The 17,845-nt window shown below is 60.9% G+C and carries 11 protein-coding genes; 7 read left to right on the forward strand and 4 right to left on the reverse strand.

The annotated features are described in order from the left end of the window. The first annotated feature begins 41 nt into the window (after positions 1-41). Positions 42-5,465 (forward strand): AAA family ATPase, encoded by a 5,424-nt coding sequence (locus tag EV281_RS28485; protein ID WP_165911980.1) that lies wholly within the window; start codon positions 42-44, stop codon positions 5,463-5,465. 78 nt (positions 5,466-5,543) lie between these two features. Further along, a complete protein-coding gene (locus EV281_RS28490) occupies positions 5,544-6,785 on the forward strand; it encodes an MFS transporter (RefSeq protein ID WP_165911981.1) in 1,242 nt (413 codons plus the stop codon). A 259-nt stretch (positions 6,786-7,044) separates the two neighbouring features. Here EV281_RS28490 and EV281_RS28495 read toward each other — a convergent pair whose 3' ends face one another. Both EV281_RS28495 and EV281_RS28500 read right to left on the reverse strand, forming a co-directional pair. Next, positions 7,045-7,746, reverse strand: a complete 702-nt coding sequence (locus tag EV281_RS28495) for an autoinducer binding domain-containing protein (protein WP_132657962.1) — start codon at positions 7,744-7,746, stop codon at positions 7,045-7,047. 121 nt (positions 7,747-7,867) lie between these two features. Further along, positions 7,868-8,551 (reverse strand): response regulator transcription factor, encoded by a 684-nt coding sequence (locus EV281_RS28500; protein WP_165911982.1) that lies wholly within the window; start codon positions 8,549-8,551, stop codon positions 7,868-7,870. A gap of 226 nt (positions 8,552-8,777) precedes the next feature. Between EV281_RS28500 and EV281_RS28505 the strand changes: the two genes are divergently transcribed. Both EV281_RS28505 and EV281_RS28510 read left to right on the forward strand, forming a co-directional pair. Beyond that, the gene (locus tag EV281_RS28505; protein WP_165911983.1) at positions 8,778-9,494 is read left to right on the forward strand and encodes a response regulator transcription factor; all 717 of its coding nucleotides are present in this window, start codon (positions 8,778-8,780) and stop codon (positions 9,492-9,494) included. Continuing rightward, positions 9,491-10,891: an amidohydrolase family protein gene (locus EV281_RS28510; RefSeq protein ID WP_132657968.1), complete on the forward strand. Its 1,401-nt coding sequence runs from the start codon at positions 9,491-9,493 to the stop codon at positions 10,889-10,891. Before EV281_RS28505 ends, EV281_RS28510 begins: the two co-directional genes overlap by 4 nt. Here EV281_RS28510 and EV281_RS28515 read toward each other — a convergent pair. Both EV281_RS28515 and EV281_RS28520 read right to left on the reverse strand, forming a co-directional pair. Next, positions 10,888-12,234, reverse strand: a complete 1,347-nt coding sequence (locus EV281_RS28515) for an MmgE/PrpD family protein (RefSeq protein WP_132657970.1) — start codon at positions 12,232-12,234, stop codon at positions 10,888-10,890. The genes EV281_RS28510 and EV281_RS28515 overlap by 4 nt on opposite strands. Continuing rightward, positions 12,222-13,295: an ornithine cyclodeaminase gene (locus tag EV281_RS28520; protein WP_132657971.1), complete on the reverse strand. Its 1,074-nt coding sequence runs from the start codon at positions 13,293-13,295 to the stop codon at positions 12,222-12,224. The genes EV281_RS28515 and EV281_RS28520 overlap by 13 nt, the downstream gene beginning before the upstream one ends. Before the next feature lie 270 nt (positions 13,296-13,565). Between EV281_RS28520 and EV281_RS28525 the strand changes: the two genes are divergently transcribed. The 3 genes from EV281_RS28525 (at position 13,566) to EV281_RS28535 (ending at position 17,844) form a co-directional block, all read left to right on the forward strand. Continuing rightward, a complete protein-coding gene (locus EV281_RS28525; protein ID WP_132658063.1) occupies positions 13,566-13,829 on the forward strand; it encodes a hypothetical protein in 264 nt (87 codons plus the stop codon). Positions 13,830-14,041: 212 nt separating this feature from the next. Continuing rightward, positions 14,042-14,326, forward strand: coding sequence for a hypothetical protein (locus EV281_RS28530; RefSeq protein WP_132657973.1), 285 nt, complete (start codon positions 14,042-14,044; stop codon positions 14,324-14,326). A 302-nt stretch (positions 14,327-14,628) separates the two neighbouring features. After that, entirely contained in the window at positions 14,629-17,844 is a 3,216-nt protein-coding gene (locus tag EV281_RS28535; protein ID WP_132658064.1) for a maltotransferase domain-containing protein, read from the forward strand. Position 17,845 lies beyond the last annotated feature (1 nt).

The following is a 17,845-nucleotide window of genomic DNA, read 5'->3' on the forward strand; positions in this document are numbered from 1 at the left end:
TCATGACGGACGGGCGATCGACCGCATCTTACGCGGCCTTCATGTGGCAGCCGCTCCGACGAGGGGCGGATTTCACCCTCTACAGAGGCCGTGGGGCAGGAAGTCGCCGGTCGCTGCTCGGCGTAACGACAACGGCAAGCCGCCCGTCCGCGCACCTTGTAGAGCAACTCCATCGAGAGTACGCCCTCGCGTCGAAGATACAATCCGGATGGGCCGCGAAACCCCTGTCGATCGAGCGCCACGACGGCCGAGAAATCCTTGTTCTTGAAGATCCTGGAGGGTTGCCGCTCGATATGCTCATCGAACGTCGCCGCGGTACCCCACTCGACGTCGCCGACTTTCTTCAAGCCGCCATCGGTCTCGCGGAAGCCCTTGTCGCTGTCCATCGCCAGGGGTTGGTCCACAAGGACATCAAGCCCGCGAACGTGCTGATGCATAACGACGGGCGCGCCTTTCTGCTCGGTTTCGGCTTGGCGTCCGAGCTCCCAAGGCAGCGGAACTCTCCCAACCTGGTGCAATCCGCCGCCGGGACCCCAGCGTACATGTCTCCGGAACAGACCGGGCGGGTTAGTCGCGTTCTCGACTCCAGGAGCGATCTCTACTCGTTGGGGATCACTCTTTACGAGCTTCTGACGACGCGGCTCCCGTTCCAGGCGTCCCACCCGATGCAATGGATACACTGCCATGTGGCCCGCAAGCCGCATGACCTGAACGAATACGTCCGGGACGTTCCCCAGGCCGTCCGCGACATCATCATGAAACTGCTGGCGAAGCCCGCGGAGGAACGGTACGCGTCGGCCGAGGGCCTTGCGTCGGACCTGCGACGATGCCTTAACAACCGCACGTCTGACGGAGCGATCAGCACTTTTTCTCTTGGTCTGCACGATAGCCCGGACCACATAGTTGTTCCGGAAAACCTATACGGAAGGAACCACGAGCGTGCGGCGATGCTCAGGTCCCTCGAGAGGGTCGTAGCCGGTGGGAAGCCGGAACTTCTTCTCGTCTCTGGCGATCCTGGAGTAGGAAAGACGGCGCTTGTGCGGGAAGTTTTCGGAGTATCGCGAACCGAGGAGGTGGTCTTCGCCGAGGGCAAGTTCGAGCAGCACATGGTCAATATGCCGCTCGGTTGCCTCGCGCACGCGTTTCAGAACCCTATTCGCAAGATCCTAAGCGGCAGTCAGGAAGACTTGGCAAGGTGGCGCCTCATGCTGCAAGAGGCGTTAGGCTCGAATGCAGGCGTCGTGATCGATCTGATCCCCGAAATCGAGCTGATAATAGGCCCGAAGCCTAATCTGCCGGAGTTACCTCCGCTTGAGGCGCGGGACCGCTTCAATTCGGTGATGCGCCGCTTCGTCGAGGTCTTCACGAAGAGCGGTCGCCCGCTGGTGATCTTCTTTGACGACCTGCAATGGGCCGACCAGCCCACGTTGGATCTTCTCGAAGAGCTGTTGACTGAAGGAGAGACCAGAGGGTTGCTCGCGATTGCTTCCTATCGCAGTCGTGAGGGCGAGCACAGGTTGGCACCGATGATTGCCAGGCTTCAGACGCAGGAAGCGACCGTCTCGAAGATCGAGCTGACCAATCTGGACGAGGAAGTCCTCAACCACTTGATCGCCGACACGCTTCGTTCCGATCGGGATTCCGCGCGGCCGTTGACCACGGTCGTCCATGGAAAGACCGGGGGAAACCCGCTGTTTGCAGTGCAGTTTCTTCAATCGTTGGAGGACGAGGCTCTCCTCAGGTTCGGATCGGCCGAAGCTCGGTGGACATGGGATCTCGGCCCCATTCGGGCCAGGCACGTCAGCGACAACATTGCCGAGCTGCTGGTAGCGCAGATTGGCCGGTTGCAGACGGAGACGCAACGGGTGCTTCAACAGCTCGCGTGCATCGGCACAGAGGCGGCTCCTTCCTTTCTGGCAGATGCCTGTGAATGCTCTCAGGATGCTTTACACGCACTTCTACGGGAGGCGGTTCGCGACGGGATCGTCATCTACACTGAAGGCAGATACGCGTTCGAGCACGACCGGATCGCGGAAGCCGCCTATTCCCTCGTGCCCAATGACGCAAAGACGACGATCCATCTGGCTATCGGCAGACTGTATCGGCAGAGCTTCGATGATCACGAACAGGACGGCCGGATCTTTCAGACGGTGAGCCAGTACAATCGGGGAAGGGTGGCGATAGAGCGTCCTGAAGAGAGGCTGGCGGTCGCGAAAATGAACCTGATAGCCGCCAGACGATCACAGAGCGCCGCCGCCTACGCGTCGGCGCTTTCCTATCTCGACCTCGCCGATGAACTCCTTTCTGAAGATCGATGGAATGTCGATCATGCCACGTCCTTCGAATGCGATATCGTCCGGTCGGTATGCGAGATGCTTACGGGCGATTTGGAGTCCGCGGGGAGCAGGCTTGCCGACCTCGGTCGAAGGGCCTCGACGGTCACGGAAAATGCGTCCGTTGTGTGCCTCCAGATCGATTTGAATATCATCAAAGCTCGGGCTGACCTCGCCGTTGAGGCAGGCGTCGATTTCCTGGAGTCGCTGGGTTACGTCATCGACACGACCCCGTCGAAAGACGACGTGAAAAAGGCCTTTCAAAGGGTGAGGGAAAGTCTCGGCGACCGGCCGATCCACTCGCTTAAGGATATGCCTTTGCGCCCTGACGTCAATGCGGACGCCGCAGTCGACGTCCTCAATCGCCTCGCACTTTCGGCGCTTTATCAGAATCTTCGGCTCCATCAAATGCTGATAGCGCTGATGGTGCAGATTAGCATCGCAAACGGCATTAACGCCGCGTCCGCCTTCGGATACGTCTCGTTCGGGAGGGTGCTGATCACGGAGTTCGCCGACTATTCCAGGGGGCTGGAATTTGGTCGGCTTGCGCTCGACCTCGTCGAAAGGCCCGGCCTGGACGCGTTCAAGGGACGCGTCTTTTTCAGCTTCGGAACTGGGATCAGCTCATGGTCGCGTCCTCTGCAGGAGGGCCTCTCCTATATCCGCATGGCGCTGGAGGAGGCGCGGCGGAACGGCGACCTTCCCTATATCGGGTACAGCCATAGCAACATCGTCGGCAACCTGTTGTCGTCGGGAGAGTTTCTGCCGAAGGTCGACAGGGCAGCGGTCGAAGGCCTTGATTTCGCGATCTCTTCCGGTTCACGCATCGCTGTCGCCTTCCTTACCGGGCAGTTGCGGCTGATCCGATCGTTACGTGGCGAGGCCTGCGATTTCGCAGGCCTTGATGGCAGGCCCTTCGATCCCGCCGCCTATGAGAAACATCTTATCGAAGCGCGAGAACCAGACGTCGTCGCCGATATATACTGGAGTCGCCGGCTTCAGGCGCTCGTCTTTCTCGGAGAATACGCTGAAGCGATGGTCGTCGCGGACAGGGCGCGCACGTTGAGCGTTGCGCCCTGGCCGAACATCGAGGGGCCGGAGTATCACTTTTACGCCGCGCTCGCCTGCGCCGGGATCGGCAAAGAGTTTTTAGGAAAGCTGATGGAACATCATCGTAGGCTCGAGGAGTGGTCGGCAAACGCGCCGCACAATCTCCAGTGCCGAGCGGTCCTGGTCTCGGCGGAGATTGCTCGTCTGGAGGGACGGCCGGACGACGCGGCGCTGCTTTTCGATCGGGCTGTCCACTCGGCGCGAGCAACAGGCTTCCTCCATGTCGAGGCTTTGGCGTGGGAGAATGCGTCGCGGTTCTACGGCGCTCGCGGTCTTAAGGAGATCGCTCAGTTTCATTTGGAAAGAGCAAGGGCGGCTTACGAGACTTGGGGAGCGGACCGCATCGTCGATCGTCTTCGCCGCATTGGGGGCAAGGTCAGTGTTTCCCGATCGTACGGACGGGCCCCCTCGCGCCGGCACTTCGATGTTGCCGCCGTGTTGAACGCCTCTCAGGCTCTCTCCGGGGAGATTAGGCACTCCGAACTCGTCGACAAGCTCATGCGGATCGTTCTCGAGCACGCCGGGGCGGATCGAACCATGCTCACGCTCACTCAGGATGGCGAGCAGCAATTGGTAGCGGAGGCGCGGACGGAAGCCGGCGACGTAAAGGTGGTGCCCAGGCGTGGATCTATAGGCTCCTCCCTTCCACAATCCGTCGTCCGATACGTCATGCGGACAGGGGAGCGCGTCATCCTCGACGACGCCACAGTCGACGAAATCTATTCGACGGACGAGTATGTTCGTTTTAGGGCGCCGCGGTCGCTCATGTGCATGCCGATCCTCCGGCAGGCGAATGTGATCGGCATGCTATACCTTGAGAACAGCCTCACGCCGGGAGCCTTCAGGGAGGACAGCCTCGCCGTGATCGATCTCATCGCCTCCCAGGCCGCCATCTCTCTGGAAAACGCCCGCCTGTTTTCCGATCTGCAGCGGAGCGAGAGCTTTCTCGCGCAGGGGCAGATGATCAGCAGGACGGGAAGTTTCGGTTGGAGCGCAGGTTCGGGAGATTTTTACTGGTCGCGAGAGCTTTATAATATTCTCGAATACGATCCATCGGTCACGCCGTCCCCAGAACTCACAATGGAGCGTGTACATCCCGAAGACCGGGATCGCGTCGCTCACATGGTCGACCACGCAATAAAGTTTGGAAAGGATTTCGAAAGCGAACACAGGCTGTTGCTGCCGGACGGGTCAGTCAAATTCGTTCACACCCTCGGGCGTGCGACCGGCACTGAAAACCTCGACTTCGTCGGATCGGTTCTGGATGTCACTGATCGTGTCCAGGCGGAGGAAGCGCTGCGCGAGGTTCGAAATGATCTCGCCCACATGGCGAGAGTGACGACGCTCAATGCGATGACGGCCTCGATCGCCCACGAAGTCAACCAGCCGCTGTCTGGGATACTGACAAATGCAAATGCAGGGTTAAGGTTTCTGAATATGGACCCTCCCGACATTGCGGCGGTGACCGAGACCTTGCGCAGAACGATGCGGGACGCAAAGAGGGCGTCGGAGGTCGTCCAGCGACTGCGTTCAATGGCCCAGAGGCAGCCGATAACCGTCCGGCCGGTCGACGTCAACGAAGCGGCCCAGGAGGTCGTCGCAATTCTTGGAGGCGAAATTCTGAAGGCGAGAGCGGTGCTGCAGACGAGCTATTCTGTGGGCCTTCCACCCGTTGACGCAGACCGCGTCCAGCTTCAGCAGGTTATCCTCAATCTTCTCATGAACGGGATAGAAGCGATGGCATCGGTTTCGGATCGACCAAGGATCATCGCTCTGCGGACGTGGCGGGTCGACGATAAATTGGTGCGTTTGGACGTCCAGGACGCTGGAACCGGGCTCGCTCCGGAAGCGGCAATCAAGCTATTCGAACCATTCTTCACGACGAAGGACTCGGGCTTGGGCATCGGCTTGTCGATCTGCCGGTCGATCATAGAAGGTTTCGACGGTCGACTTTGGGCGTCTCCGAACGACGGGCCCGGAACGACGTTCAGCCTGACTCTTCCGAAATCCATCGAGAAATGAGATTGTTATTGGCGTCGTCTGGAGCGGCGCTGATGAACATCAAGCAAGCGCTGCGGTACAAATTGGATGGGGCGGACCATGAGCAGGCTTGTGTCATCTAGCTCGAAAAAGGCAGTTTCTTTCACTGGGACTGTGGGGATCCTGCTCTCCCTTGCCATGTTCATTAACTACCTGGACCGAGGAAACCTCGCGACGGCGGGGCCGGTGTTGAGGGACGAGCTTGGGCTCTCGAACACGGAGTTTGGAGTACTCATTTCGGCGTTCTTCTGGATCTACGTGCCAGGGCAGTTGTTCGCGGCCTGGATGGTGGCACGGTTCAACGCCTACCGCACGCTCGTCGCCGGCTTGATCGTCTGGTCTGCGGCGACGCTGCTTACGGGTTTCGCAGGAAGTTTCGCCTCGCTTCTGCTACTGCGCGTCTTACTTGGGCTTGGCGAAAGCGCCAGTTTTCCCGCGACGTCGAAGCTGCTCGCGCAGAATCTTCCCGTCGACCGCCTTAGTTTCGCCAACGCCGCGGTCAGCGCCGGCATCATCCTCGGACCCGCCGCTGGAACATTCTTCGGCGGGATGCTTATCGCCGTGTACGGCTGGCGTGTCCTGTTCATACTTGCAGGAGTCCTGTCGCTTCTGTGGCTGATCCCATGGTGGCACGTGACCCATTCCGTTCTGATCGATGTGCGCCGGTCCCCGCTAATGCCCGAGCCTCCCTTTCGCACCTTGCTGACGTGCCGAGATCTTTGGGCGACATCCGTCGGCCATTTCGCGAACAACTATACGTTCTACACGATCAGCTCCTGGCTGCCGTTATACCTTGTCAAGGCACAGGGCTTCACGCTGCCGGAGATGGCCCGGTTGGGCGGCATGGTCTATGTCGCGACCGCGGTCATCTCGCTTGTCGCCGGATGGGGCGCCGACCAGTTGATGATCCGGGGTGCAAGTCCGAACCTCGTCCGCAAGACATGCATGGGAGTCGCCTGCGTCGTCTCCATGGTCTGTATGCTGATGTGCGCCTTCGGGAGCGCCGAAATTGCTGTCGCGGGCCTGTTTCTCTTGCCCGTCGGGCAAGGGCTCGGGGGCTTCAACCTTTATTCGATCGGCCAGACGCTCGCAGGGCCATCCGCGACCGCCAAGTGGATCGGAGTTCAAAACTGCATCGGCAACATCTCGGGGATCGTCGCTCCGATCATGACCGGCGTCATCGTCGACGCGACAGGTGCGTATGGGTCTGCCTTTCTTCTGGCCGCGCTCATGTCCGCGGTTGGATTTCTGTCATGGACCATCGGCGTCCGGCGTATCGAACCTCTTCGTTGGAAACCTTGATCATCCCAGTCATCTCGTGGTCGCCGCATCGCCCAAAAGGCCCGACGCTAGTTTCCTAACATAAACCATCGTCGCTGTTTCCACGCCATCGACCCTTCGCAGCTTTGGCCATGCCTGGAGTCGTGCGCGGGAATGGGGGTACCGGCATCGCCGGGTGGATTCGTTGACGGTCTGCGCGCAGGCGAAACATCACTGATGAACTTTTGAAGGATAAACTCTGGCGTGCTGGCTACATGTCCAAGTCAGAGCCTCGCATATCTCAGATCAGCCCGCGGCGGGTCGCCAGATAGATCGCATTCGACGTCGTATTGGCTTCGAGCTTGCGCCGTGCGTGGTCCAGGTAGTAGCGAACGGTCACCTTCTTGATCCCGAGAATGTCGGCAATCAGCGACATCGATTTACCGCGTGCGGCCCAGCCCAGGCATTCCTTTTCCCGCACTGACAGGCTCACATCCGGTCTGCGCATGATCAACGGGTCGGCGCCTTTTAACCTTGTATGGACCATCGCTGTGGCGGTCGCCGCGCGAATGTCATCGATGGCGCCCTCGAATCGGAAATCCGGAAGCTTCGACGCCAGTGTCAAAATTGCTGTCCGACCAAATTCGGTCGGTATCGGCATGGAGAGCCCGGAGACGATGCCGAATTGACGGGCATGCGCATAGAATTTTCGTTCTTCCGGGGAGGAGGACCACCACAGCGGCGCAGACCAGTGAAACGGCTTCAGCAACCGTTTTGCGAAGGTGATGACGGGATCGACCGTCTGATACTGGTTTGCGAAGTAGATATCCTGCCATTCCTGCGGATAGCTAGAGAAGGCTTCGGTATCACCGGCACGTACGTTCACATAAGCAAAATTGTCAAAGCCGCATTGCTCGGCGAATGACAAGAGCGCGTGGTGGGTCGACCGTTCGTCGGTCGAAAGGCTTAGAACATCAATCAGATCATCCAGTCGTTTCTTCAATGCACATTACTCCCGTTGGTCGGCCGGCGACCAAAGACAATCGCCCAACCGGGCTCCTCGCTACTCCCACATGCCTGCAACCGGGATTAAACACCTACGGCACGATAATTGGAATCCGTACTTATTCAGGGTTGATCTTCCCGATGAAGACATAGCCGCCCAGGCGCACGGTTTGGATGAGTTCGGCGGCATTTCCGCCCTGTGCCAGCTTGCGGCGCAGCCGGCAGATGTGGACGTCCACACTGCGCTCGAGTGGCCTGCCGAGACCGATATGCGTGGCGTCCAAAAGCGACCGCCGTGACAGGACGACGCCTGGCTGTCGGCAGAGGGCAATCAGGATCTCGAACTCTGCCGCAAGTAGTGCGACATGCGAGCCATCGGGCGCCAACAACTCTCGACGGCGCGGATCGACGCGCCAGCCCTCAAAATTGAGGGTGAGCCGCCGCTCGTCCTCATTAAAGTCGGATCTGCGCAGGAGTGCGCGAACGTGGACCATCAGCCGGCGCATGTCCGTGTGAAAAGGAAGGCAATAATCGGCTCCCGCCTCAAGACCGTCGAGCTGCTCCTCAGCTCCGCTCAGAAGGACGATCGGTATCGAACTTGTAGTGCGGATGTGCCGGCACAGGTCGAGGCCGATTTCGGCCGTTGTGGACGCCACGATGATGAGGATCCGAAAGCGGTCGCCTGAGCGCACTTGATCGGTAGCTTGGGCGAGCGCGACGACCGCGCTTGCGAGACCGTGTCTGCCGAGCTCCTCCGCAAGCGGTGCGGCGAAGGCGAAATCGTCGGTCGCAATGAGTATCACGGACTTCCGTCGCGGCGTTTCCATCCGGTCAGCACAGCACAGAATGCGGCACCTTCAAGTCGCAGATGTGAGGGGATCAATCCGCGCGGCGAAAGGTTTAGTTCGACTGCCATTGAGGGAAATAATATTTAATATCATAGCCTTTGCAGCCGATGGCCGTTTATGGCATCGTTGCACTCAAGAGTTGTCGGATTCGAAAAGGAGCTCGATTTCTTGCGGTCCGCCAGTGAAACCCAATATCGTCATAAGCTCGCTCGATGCCGACTTTTCGCTGACGCTGCGCCATATTCTCGAGGTTGAGGGATTTTCGACCGACCTTGCCATGAGCCCGGCTGAAACGGTCGACGCGATCAGGCAGAAACAAACTGTCGGGCTCGTCCTCGATGGCAGGAACGAGTTCGCAATCAGCTTGTGCAGGTCACTCAAATCGGATGCAGGGACAGGCCAAGTTCGCATTGTCGCGCTCGTCCCGAAAGAAGCGGAGCATCGTTACGAGGCGTTTCTCAACGCCGGCGTGGATGAGATCTTTATCCGGCCGATCGAGCCCGAGCGATATCTGCGCGCGCTCAAACGGCTGCTTGGCGGCAACGGCCACCGATCGTGCACGCATCGGGAACAAGAGGCCGTCACTTACGGCGGGCTGACCGTCGATACGCGCGCCCATCGTATCACCTATGACGGTCGCGACATTCATCTTGGGCCGATCGAATTCGCACTCTTGCGGACGATGACCGGCGAGCCCACCCGTGTCTTCCGGCGCGACGAGCTCGCATTCAGGGCCTGGCCGCAAGGCGTGTTCGTGGACCCGAAAACCGTCAACGTCCATATCGGCAGGCTGCGAAAGGCGCTCTTAGCCGTCATGACGAGGGACATCATCCGTACCGTTCGCGGGATTGGCTACGGCATCGAATTCGACGGCGATCGAAGAAAGGAAAGTCTTTGAGCCAGGTCCGTCCGATTGCGATCATCAATGGGAGCGTCATCACGGGTGACGGCGTAACTGTGCTCGACAAGGCGAGCGTACTTCTTGCGAATGGCCGCATCGAGGCGCTCGCGGAGGTCGATCCGGCTTCGCTCTCGCCGGACTATCTTGTGCTGGACGCGTCGGGCTGCACCATCCTGCCGGGAGTGATCAACGCTCATGCGCATGGCTGCGTCCTCGGTCCTTCAATGCCAAGCGGATCGCCGCCCTTCGATCAAAGAGAGGTCGAATACCAGCGTAACCGCCACCTTCTGTCCGGCACGACGACGCTCTTGAACGTCTGCGGCCTTGCCCTCGACGACGAGATCGATCCCGGCCCGAACGGAGGCCATGCGCTCGACGTCCACATCAGCACCGCTCACACGCCAGCCAGCCTCGCCGCCGCTCGGGCAGTCGATGGCGAGGGGCTTTCGGACAGACACATGAGAGCAAGGATCGATGACCTTCTTAGCCGCGGCGCCAAGGCGCTCGGGGAGGCGGGCGGTGGCCAGACGCTTGGCGGCGGCGCCCAGGACTATCGGTTTCTTCCTGCCGTGATCGAAAAAGCCTCCGGCCTCCTCGTGCATCCGAATCTTGCGAGGCTCCTCAAAGAGGCAACGCTCGGGCGCAATCTAGACGGCGCGGACAATCCGGGCGGCGAAGCGCTGGCGCGGTTGATCGAGGAGAACGGGCTCGGGCGGCATTTCACCGTCGAAAGCCTGTCCAGTCTGATCCGCGAGACTGTGATGCCGCCAGTAGCGCTCGCCCGAAAGGGTCTCGCCGAAATCGCAGCCGAGGCGGCCCGCACTGCGATGCCGGCTATTTTTCACACCGCAGCACCAACTGCCAGGCAGCTGATCGATCTTGCGAGAGCCCATCCGACGGCGAGGATCGTCGCCGGCCATAGCAACCATCCCTCGTTCACGGCCGAGGAAGCGTTGGCGACCGCCGTGGCGCTGCGTGATCTCGGCGCCAGCATCGACGTCTCGACACTCGACTGCATCTCGACACGCTGGCGCAATCAGCCAGGCAATTTCGATGTCCTTGTCGAAGCCGGTCTGGTCGATACGATTTCGACCGATTTTGCCGGCGGCGACTGGGACGGTATCCTCGAGGCGGTTCATCGCCTGGTGAGAAAGAGGCTGTGCCTGCCGGCGGAAGCAATTGCCAAGGCGACGGGAAACGTGGCGCGGGTCTTTCCTGAGCTTGCCGGCGATCGCGGCTTGATCACCAGAGGCAAGCGGGCCGACATCGTCATCTGCCACTCGCACAATCTCGCGCGGGTCCGCCACGTCCTGTGCGCTGGCAGGATCGTCGTCTCCGACGGAAAGCTCCTATCCGGCCCCCTCTCATCTCAGGCGGCGTCAGACGGCGCTTAAGACGATCGGGGCACGTGCTCCAGCAACCTTGCAATTGCGGCGGGTTTTCCGTCCGGCAGTGCCGCGACGGCATCGATAAGCTCCTGCTGGTGCTTTTCCTGAAGCCGATGTCGGGTGACGGTCATAAACTTCCGCACGATCGCCGACCAGTCCATCGGTCTCGTCGGGTCTCCGATCGGCGTGTGGACTGACGAGACGAGCTGCAACGTCCGAGTTCTTACGATCACCCGCGCCAGGGTTTGCGCCGGGAAGGATCGATCGATCTGCTGATCCACGCTCAGCCGGACCTTGCGTGCCAACCGCTGCAGGTCTTTGCGTCCAATCGTACCGGCATCGATCGGCGACAAAGCCCGGCCGCCGTCGATGGCAAAAATAGCCAGGCAATAGGGAAGGCTATATTGCACGTCGACCAGGTTTTGCGGTTCGAGACTGTTCGCAAGTTTCTGGGCCCAGGCAAAGCTCTGAACCTCGATCTCGACGATGTCCTCGGCGTCGATCGTATCCGCCGCGGCGATTTCGCCATAGGCGTCAAGGGCTGCATGAATATAGCGGCAACAGCCATAGGGCTTGAAATAGGTATCGGCGATTTCCCATCGTTTTCCGAGGTCCGCAACGATGCGGCCGCCGTCGTAATAGTCGGAGTGGTCGAGAATATCCAATGGACCCGTAAACCCGGCACCTCCCAGATGGGCGGCCGTCAGCCCGAGAACACTGCTCCAGGCAATTCCTTCCTTCACATCGTTGCCGGTCATGTTCGAATAGCCCGAGCTGCCATTGGCAAGCTGGTTTGGCGCAAGCACGCCGGCGATGGCGAGCGCATGGGCAAGGCAGTCGGGTTCGAGCCGCAGCAGACGGCCGACGGTTGCAGCGGCCGCAAAGCTTGCCCACCGCCCCGACTGTCGCGTGCCGATCCGTTCACCGATCTGGCCCGCGGCAATCCGTACCCCGACATCATAGCCACAGATGACGGCGCTCAGCATGTCCGCCCCGGTTGCACCGGCCCGACCTGTCAACATCAGTGCTGCCGGAATGACGGCGGCACCCGGATGGCCGCGCGCCGCACGATGTCCATCATCGATGTCGAGGGCCGTCGCAGCTGTTGAATTGCAGAACAGTGCGCCGGCCAACGAGCTGTTGCCTGTCAACCAGATGGTGTCGGCGCCGCTCCCAAAAACGGACGAGGCGATGGCGCGTGCTGCAACCGCACCCGGCATTTCGGCGCCGGCGACGGCGGCCCCCACGAGGTCCAGGATGCAACGTCGCGCGACATCGTTCAGTTCGGCCGGATAGGCGGCCGGGGCCTGGCATACATGGTCGGCAAGAACGCGGCTCAGACAGTGCATGCGTCGTTCCGATCAAGACCCACGGCCCGGCAATATTTCTCGTAGCTTGCCTGCGCAACGAAAAGATCGAGCACGGGCAGGCCGACGCACGTAATACACGTCGGCCCCTCCGCATCCACGGACCAGTCGCCCATTTGACAAAGCGAACGAATGCCGATCAGCGGCCCGACGGATTCCAGCGACAGGCCCTGGCGGGAGAAATGCAAGGCGATGCTCTGCGAGTTGCGGCGCGAGACGGTCTGCAGATCGTCGCAGATGACGAGCCCGGAGCGCAGCGCCCGCCGCAGGTAGTCGGCCGGCGCCTCGTCACCGCCGAGATGCAGGGTCGTCGCGTCCTCTGCAAGTTCCTCGTCGCCAAAGACGGGGCCACGGGCATTGGTCGCGGTGACAACGAGCGCGCAGTCGCGCATCGCGTTGTTATCCTCGACGCAGCGAAGGGGGATCGTCGTCTCACCCGAAAGCGCGATCGCCAGGGCACGGGCGTTTTCGATCCTGCGGCTGCGGATGAAGATCTGCTCGACCCGAGTTTGACACGAATAGGTGAGCGAGCGGATCACGCTGCGGGCAACCGGCCCCGATCCCAGCAGGAAGACGGAGACGGTGGCCCGACGGCGCAGGCATCGCTCAGCGACGATCGATGCGTAGGTTCCGGTCCGCTCGGCCGATAGCGCCGTTTCGTCGAGGATGGCGATCGGCCGAAGCGTATATTTGTCGAAGAGGATGAAGGTCGATGTCGATCGTGGCAGCCCAAGGCGCCGATTGAAGGCGTTTGCCCCAATGACCTTCACGCCGCCATATGTCGAGTTGATGCCATAAAGCGACGACAGTTTCCAGCCAAGCCGCTCGTCGGCAAAATCCCCCTTGAAGGGAGCGAAGTCCGGCCGCGACCAGAACTCCTCTTCCAAAAGCGAAAAAACGGCCTTTCCGCCGCGCGCCGTTCCGGATCGAATCTCATCCCAGGCGTTCGTCGTGGCAAGGTGAATCTCGCCGATCGTAAGCGCGCGATCGCCTTGCTCCAGGTCCTTGGCATTCAAAAGCAAGATATCGTCCGATGCCTTCATCGTCGTCTCCTCCCTTGTCAGCGATCTAAGGCCTGCACGAGTTCAGCTTACGGCTTTTGCGGGCAGCTGCGGGTGAACATTCGGCCAATCTTTGTGCTTCACGACGCAGCGAAAACAACGGTTCGGGAACCTTTCGGCGACGTTTCGGGTGATCGCGGCCGCAGCCGTGATACGCCGTGGCCCGCGCCTTCGACTGGAGGTGGCTTGGCCCCTGCTGCGCGTTGCGGGAACAAAGAGGCGTGGTTGATGTTTGCGGCCAAGGAGGTGCCCATGCCGAAATTCTTCTTTCAGGTCATCGATCGCACGAGCCCCGAACCAACTGAAGTCGCGAACGAATTCCCGAGCCTCGACGACGCCAAACGCGAGGCGAGGCTGGCGCTGGCGCAGATGGCTTGCGACGGACTGCCGGAGGCTCCGCTCAACATGATCTCTGTCGAACTCTTCGATGAAGATCGTGTTCCGATCGCCGAATTCCGGCTGCTCCTCGAGGAAATCTCGAAAAAGCCACCTCCTTTACCACCCGCCGGGCAATGACATCCCCGCATGCCGCCGGCAGTGCGACTCCCGGAGCGCCGCGGATCGCCTGCTGCGGTCTTCTAGGCTGCCGGGCGAGCCCGCAGCTGTCGCCTGAACCGGGTGGTCCATAAGACCGGAAGGCTGGAGGATGAAATCCTTGCGCTCGGAAGCACACACGGGAACTTCGGGGTTTTCAGCGACGTTAAGCGACGAAGATATGGAGGAAGACAATGATCCAATCGAAATCCCCCGCCGTGGAGGCTTACGAACTCGACAAGGCAAGGAAGCAGGAGCAAGAAAGAGGCGGCGAACTCGACCAGGCGCTCGAGGATACCTTTCCTGCCTCCGACCCGGTGTCGCACTCGATCACCTCCGTGGCTGGCGCGCCGGCCGCCACCACGCCAACGGATCGCCAAGACCTGCTCGGCGGGGTCAGGGCCTGGGTCAAGGATAATCCGATCGCAGCCGTCGCCATCACGGCCGCCGTCGCCTGGATGATCGGCTCCAGTCGATAAAAGCAGCCTCGGCCTTCGCCCCGTCAGATGGTCCTGGAAGAATGGCCGCGGTCTCATATGGCGCTTTATCAAGACCTTGAGGCGCATTGCCTCTCCCGGAATGGGGAGCGGTAGCAGCTGCGCCGCCGGCTGGTGGTTGGTTGTCGCATGGATCTGACAAGACCAGGCGCTCGGCCAGCTGATTGGTCCCGGTGCGTGCATCATCTGTCGCGGTGAGTGGAACAAGTAAAGCGCCAGCAGGTTCACTTCGGCAATCTTCAAAGACTGTTCATGCGACTTGACGCGCGGAGACAGACCGAGTGATGACAACAGCAATCTCTTCGACCGCTTTCTCCCGATCTCCGCGGATCTATTACGTCAACCCGCTTCTGCTGTCCGGCAGAGACCGCTGGGTTGAGATGTTCGACCACACAGCCTCTCTTGGCTTTGATACCGTGCTGTCGGCCCCACCGTTTCAAAGAACAGCCGAAAGCCTCTTCTCGCCGCTGGAATACGACAGCTTGGATCCGGCCCTCAGCCTTTCCGGGAATGCCGAGGAGGCGCTTGCAATGCTGGCCCGCGAGGCCGAAGACCGCGGGATCAAATTGATGCTGGACCTCGCGATCAGCGCAGGGGCCGAACGGAACGATCAGAGGCTTGCGTCTCTCGACCCACGGCGATCGCCGCTCATCCCATTTCGCGACCCGTCCGCCTCGGCCTCCCCCGGCCTTACCGACGCCTGGCAGAAGAGGCTTTCTCGTTTCGCCGCCGCCGGAATCGCTGGCTACCGCCTTGTCGGCCTCGATGTCCTGGAAATCGCCGAATGGCGGCAACTGATTGCCGCTGCCAGAGCCGCAAACCCGTCAACGGTTTTTCTTGCCTATACTCCCGGCACGGACTTTGCCCTTCGAAAAAGCCTGGGCGATTGCGGGCTCGACGCCACGTTCACTTCGCTTGCCTGGTGGGACCTGCGGGAGAGCTGGATCCTTGACGAGTACCGGCTGCAGCGCTCGCTCGGACCGCAGATAGCCTTTCCGGAGCCCCCCTTCGGCAAGCGGCTCGCGCATGGCACGGAGAGCCGAGAGATCCGCGAGCGACGGTCGCGCCGCGCCCTGCGCCTGGCGGTGGAGATCGGTGACGGTCTTCTCGTGCCGATTGGTTTCGAATTCGGAGCGGTGCTGTCGCTCGACGCGACGCATGGACATGGCGAAGGCCTGCGCAGGATGAGAGCCGAGGCCACGTTCGATATGACCGGCGAGTTGCGCGATCTCATGGCAGCCCGCAGCAATGGGGCAAAGCAGCTCCTCACTCGCGAAATCGCGAGCCAGGTTACCGTCATCTCACAAGCCGACGCGGCCGACGTCAGGAGCGCCCGCTCGGTACAGCTGATTGCCGTCAATCGAGACCTGCGTCATCCCGCCATCCTTCCCGAGACTATTCTCAATCGGGCCGTCGCACCTTTCGTTCCCGTGGACATAGCGCCATCCGGACTGCACCTGAAGCCCGGCGAGGCCCGCTTGATCCTCACCGAGGCGCGCGCCGCCATCACGGCCGAACAGGGTGACCTGCCGCTTGTCCAGGCGACGTCCTCGCCGCGCATCGCGATCGAAAAGGTCGCGCCGGCGGTCGATGACGGTCGCTTCCCGATCAAGCGCATCGTCGGCGAGACGGTCGTCGTCGAGGCCGACATCTTTGCCGACGGGCATGATCTTCTGTCGGCAGCGCTTCTCTTCCGCCCGCGCGGACAAGACGGGTGGGGCGAGGCGCGCATGGGCCTTTTCGAAAACGATCGGTGGAAGGGCAGTTTCGTTCTCGATCGTGTCGGCCGCTTCGAGTTCTGCGTGGAAGCCTGGAAGAACCCATTTGCAATCTTCCGCTACGAGCTCGTCAAGAAACACGAAGCCCGCCTCGACCTCAGACTGGAAATGATCGAAGGAGAAGAGTTGATTCGCAGCGCGGCGGCCGAACCGGCGGCGACGATGACGCCCGAGGAGCGGACCGAGCTTGAGGCGCTTCTCGGCGAACTGGAGCGCGGGGAGGGCGCCGCAAAGCTTGACATCCTGCTGGCACCGCGCACCGCCGAGCTGATGAGGCGTGCCGACAGGCGGCCCTTTGCCTGCCGCACAGGTGTCTACGGTGTTGAATCGGAGCGGCGCGAGGCCGGATTTGCGAGCTGGTACCAGATCTTTCCGCGATCGCAGAGCGGCGATCCCAATCGTCACGGCACCTTCGAGGACGTAATCCCCCGTCTGCCGGCCATTCGCGATATGGGCTTCGACGTTCTCTATTTTCCACCGATCCACCCGATCGGCCGCACCAACCGCAAGGGCCGCAACAATTCTCTCGTTGCCGCACCCAATGATCCGGGCAGCCCCTACGCCATTGGCTCGGAAGAAGGTGGCCATGAGGCCATTCATCCCGAGCTCGGGGAATTCGATGATTTCGAACACCTGGTCGATGAGGCGAAAAAGGTCGGGCTTGAGATCGCCCTCGATCTGGCGATCCAGGCCTCGCCCGACCATCCGTGGCTGAGCGAACATCCCGGCTGGTTCGACTGGCGTCCCGACGGCACCATCCGTTACGCCGAGAATCCCCCGAAGAAATACGAGGATATCGTCAACGTTGATTTCTACGCTCGCGATGCCATCCCCTCGCTGTGGGTGGAATTGCGCGATATCGTCGAGATGTGGGTCGACGAAGGCGTCAGGCTGTTTCGCGTCGACAATCCGCACACAAAGCCTTTTCCGTTCTGGGAATGGCTGATCGGCGACATTCGCGCGCGCCACCCGGACGTGATCTTTCTATCTGAGGCCTTCACACGCCCGAAGGTCATGTACCGGCTGGCCAAGATCGGCTTCTCGCAGTCATACACGTATTTCACCTGGCGCAACGAAAGGTGGGAGCTCGAGCAATATATGCGCGAGCTGACCGCAAGCGAGGTGCGCGAGTATTTCCGGCCGCATTTCTTCGTCAATACCCACGACATCAATCCGGACTTCCTGCAGAACGCGCCGCGGCCGGCTTACGTCATTCGCGCCGCGCTCGCGGCCACGCTGTCGGGCCTTTGGGGCGTCTACAACGGGTTCGAGCTTTGCGAGGGACGTCCAGACGCCAAGCGCAAGGAATATGCCGACAGCGAAAAATACGAGATCCGCGCCTGGGACTACGACCGGCCCGGCAACATCAAGGCGGAAATCGCCATGCTCAACCGCATCCGCAGGGACAACCCGGCACTCCATTCGCATCTCGGCCTGTCGCTTTTGCCCTCTTCCAACAGCAACGTCATGTTTTTCGAGAAGGCAGATGCCGGACGTCACAACGTGCTGCTGATCGCCGTCAATCTCAATCCCCACGGGATCGAGGAGAGCAGCGTCGAGTTTCCGCTCTGGAAGTTCGGACTCCGCGACGAGAGCGCGATTGCCCTCGAAGACCTCGTCACCGGCCAGAATTTCAAGCGCACCGGAAAGTGGCAAACGATCAGGCTGGACCCGGCCCATTTGCCCTTCGCCATATGGCGGGTCAGGGCAGGAGAGGCCTGAA

The organism is Rhizobium sp. BK418 (genome assembly GCF_004341105.1).
Classification (GTDB): domain Bacteria; phylum Pseudomonadota; class Alphaproteobacteria; order Rhizobiales; family Rhizobiaceae; genus Rhizobium.

Excerpts from the sequence above, each read along its gene's own strand:
- EV281_RS28485 (WP_165911980.1), top strand. The coding sequence starts at position 42 with ATGTGGCAGCCGCTCCGACGAGGGGCGGATTTCACCCTCTACAGAGGC.
- EV281_RS28490 (WP_165911981.1), top strand. The coding sequence starts at position 5,544 with ATGAGCAGGCTTGTGTCATCTAGCTCGAAAAAGGCAGTTTCTTTCACT.
- EV281_RS28515 (WP_132657970.1), bottom strand. The coding sequence starts at position 12,234 with ATGCACTGTCTGAGCCGCGTTCTTGCCGACCATGTATGCCAGGCCCCG.
- EV281_RS28520 (WP_132657971.1), bottom strand. The coding sequence starts at position 13,295 with ATGAAGGCATCGGACGATATCTTGCTTTTGAATGCCAAGGACCTGGAG.
- EV281_RS28525 (WP_132658063.1), top strand. The coding sequence starts at position 13,566 with ATGCCGAAATTCTTCTTTCAGGTCATCGATCGCACGAGCCCCGAACCA.
- EV281_RS28530 (WP_132657973.1), top strand. The coding sequence starts at position 14,042 with ATGATCCAATCGAAATCCCCCGCCGTGGAGGCTTACGAACTCGACAAG.
- EV281_RS28535 (WP_132658064.1), top strand. The coding sequence starts at position 14,629 with ATGACAACAGCAATCTCTTCGACCGCTTTCTCCCGATCTCCGCGGATC.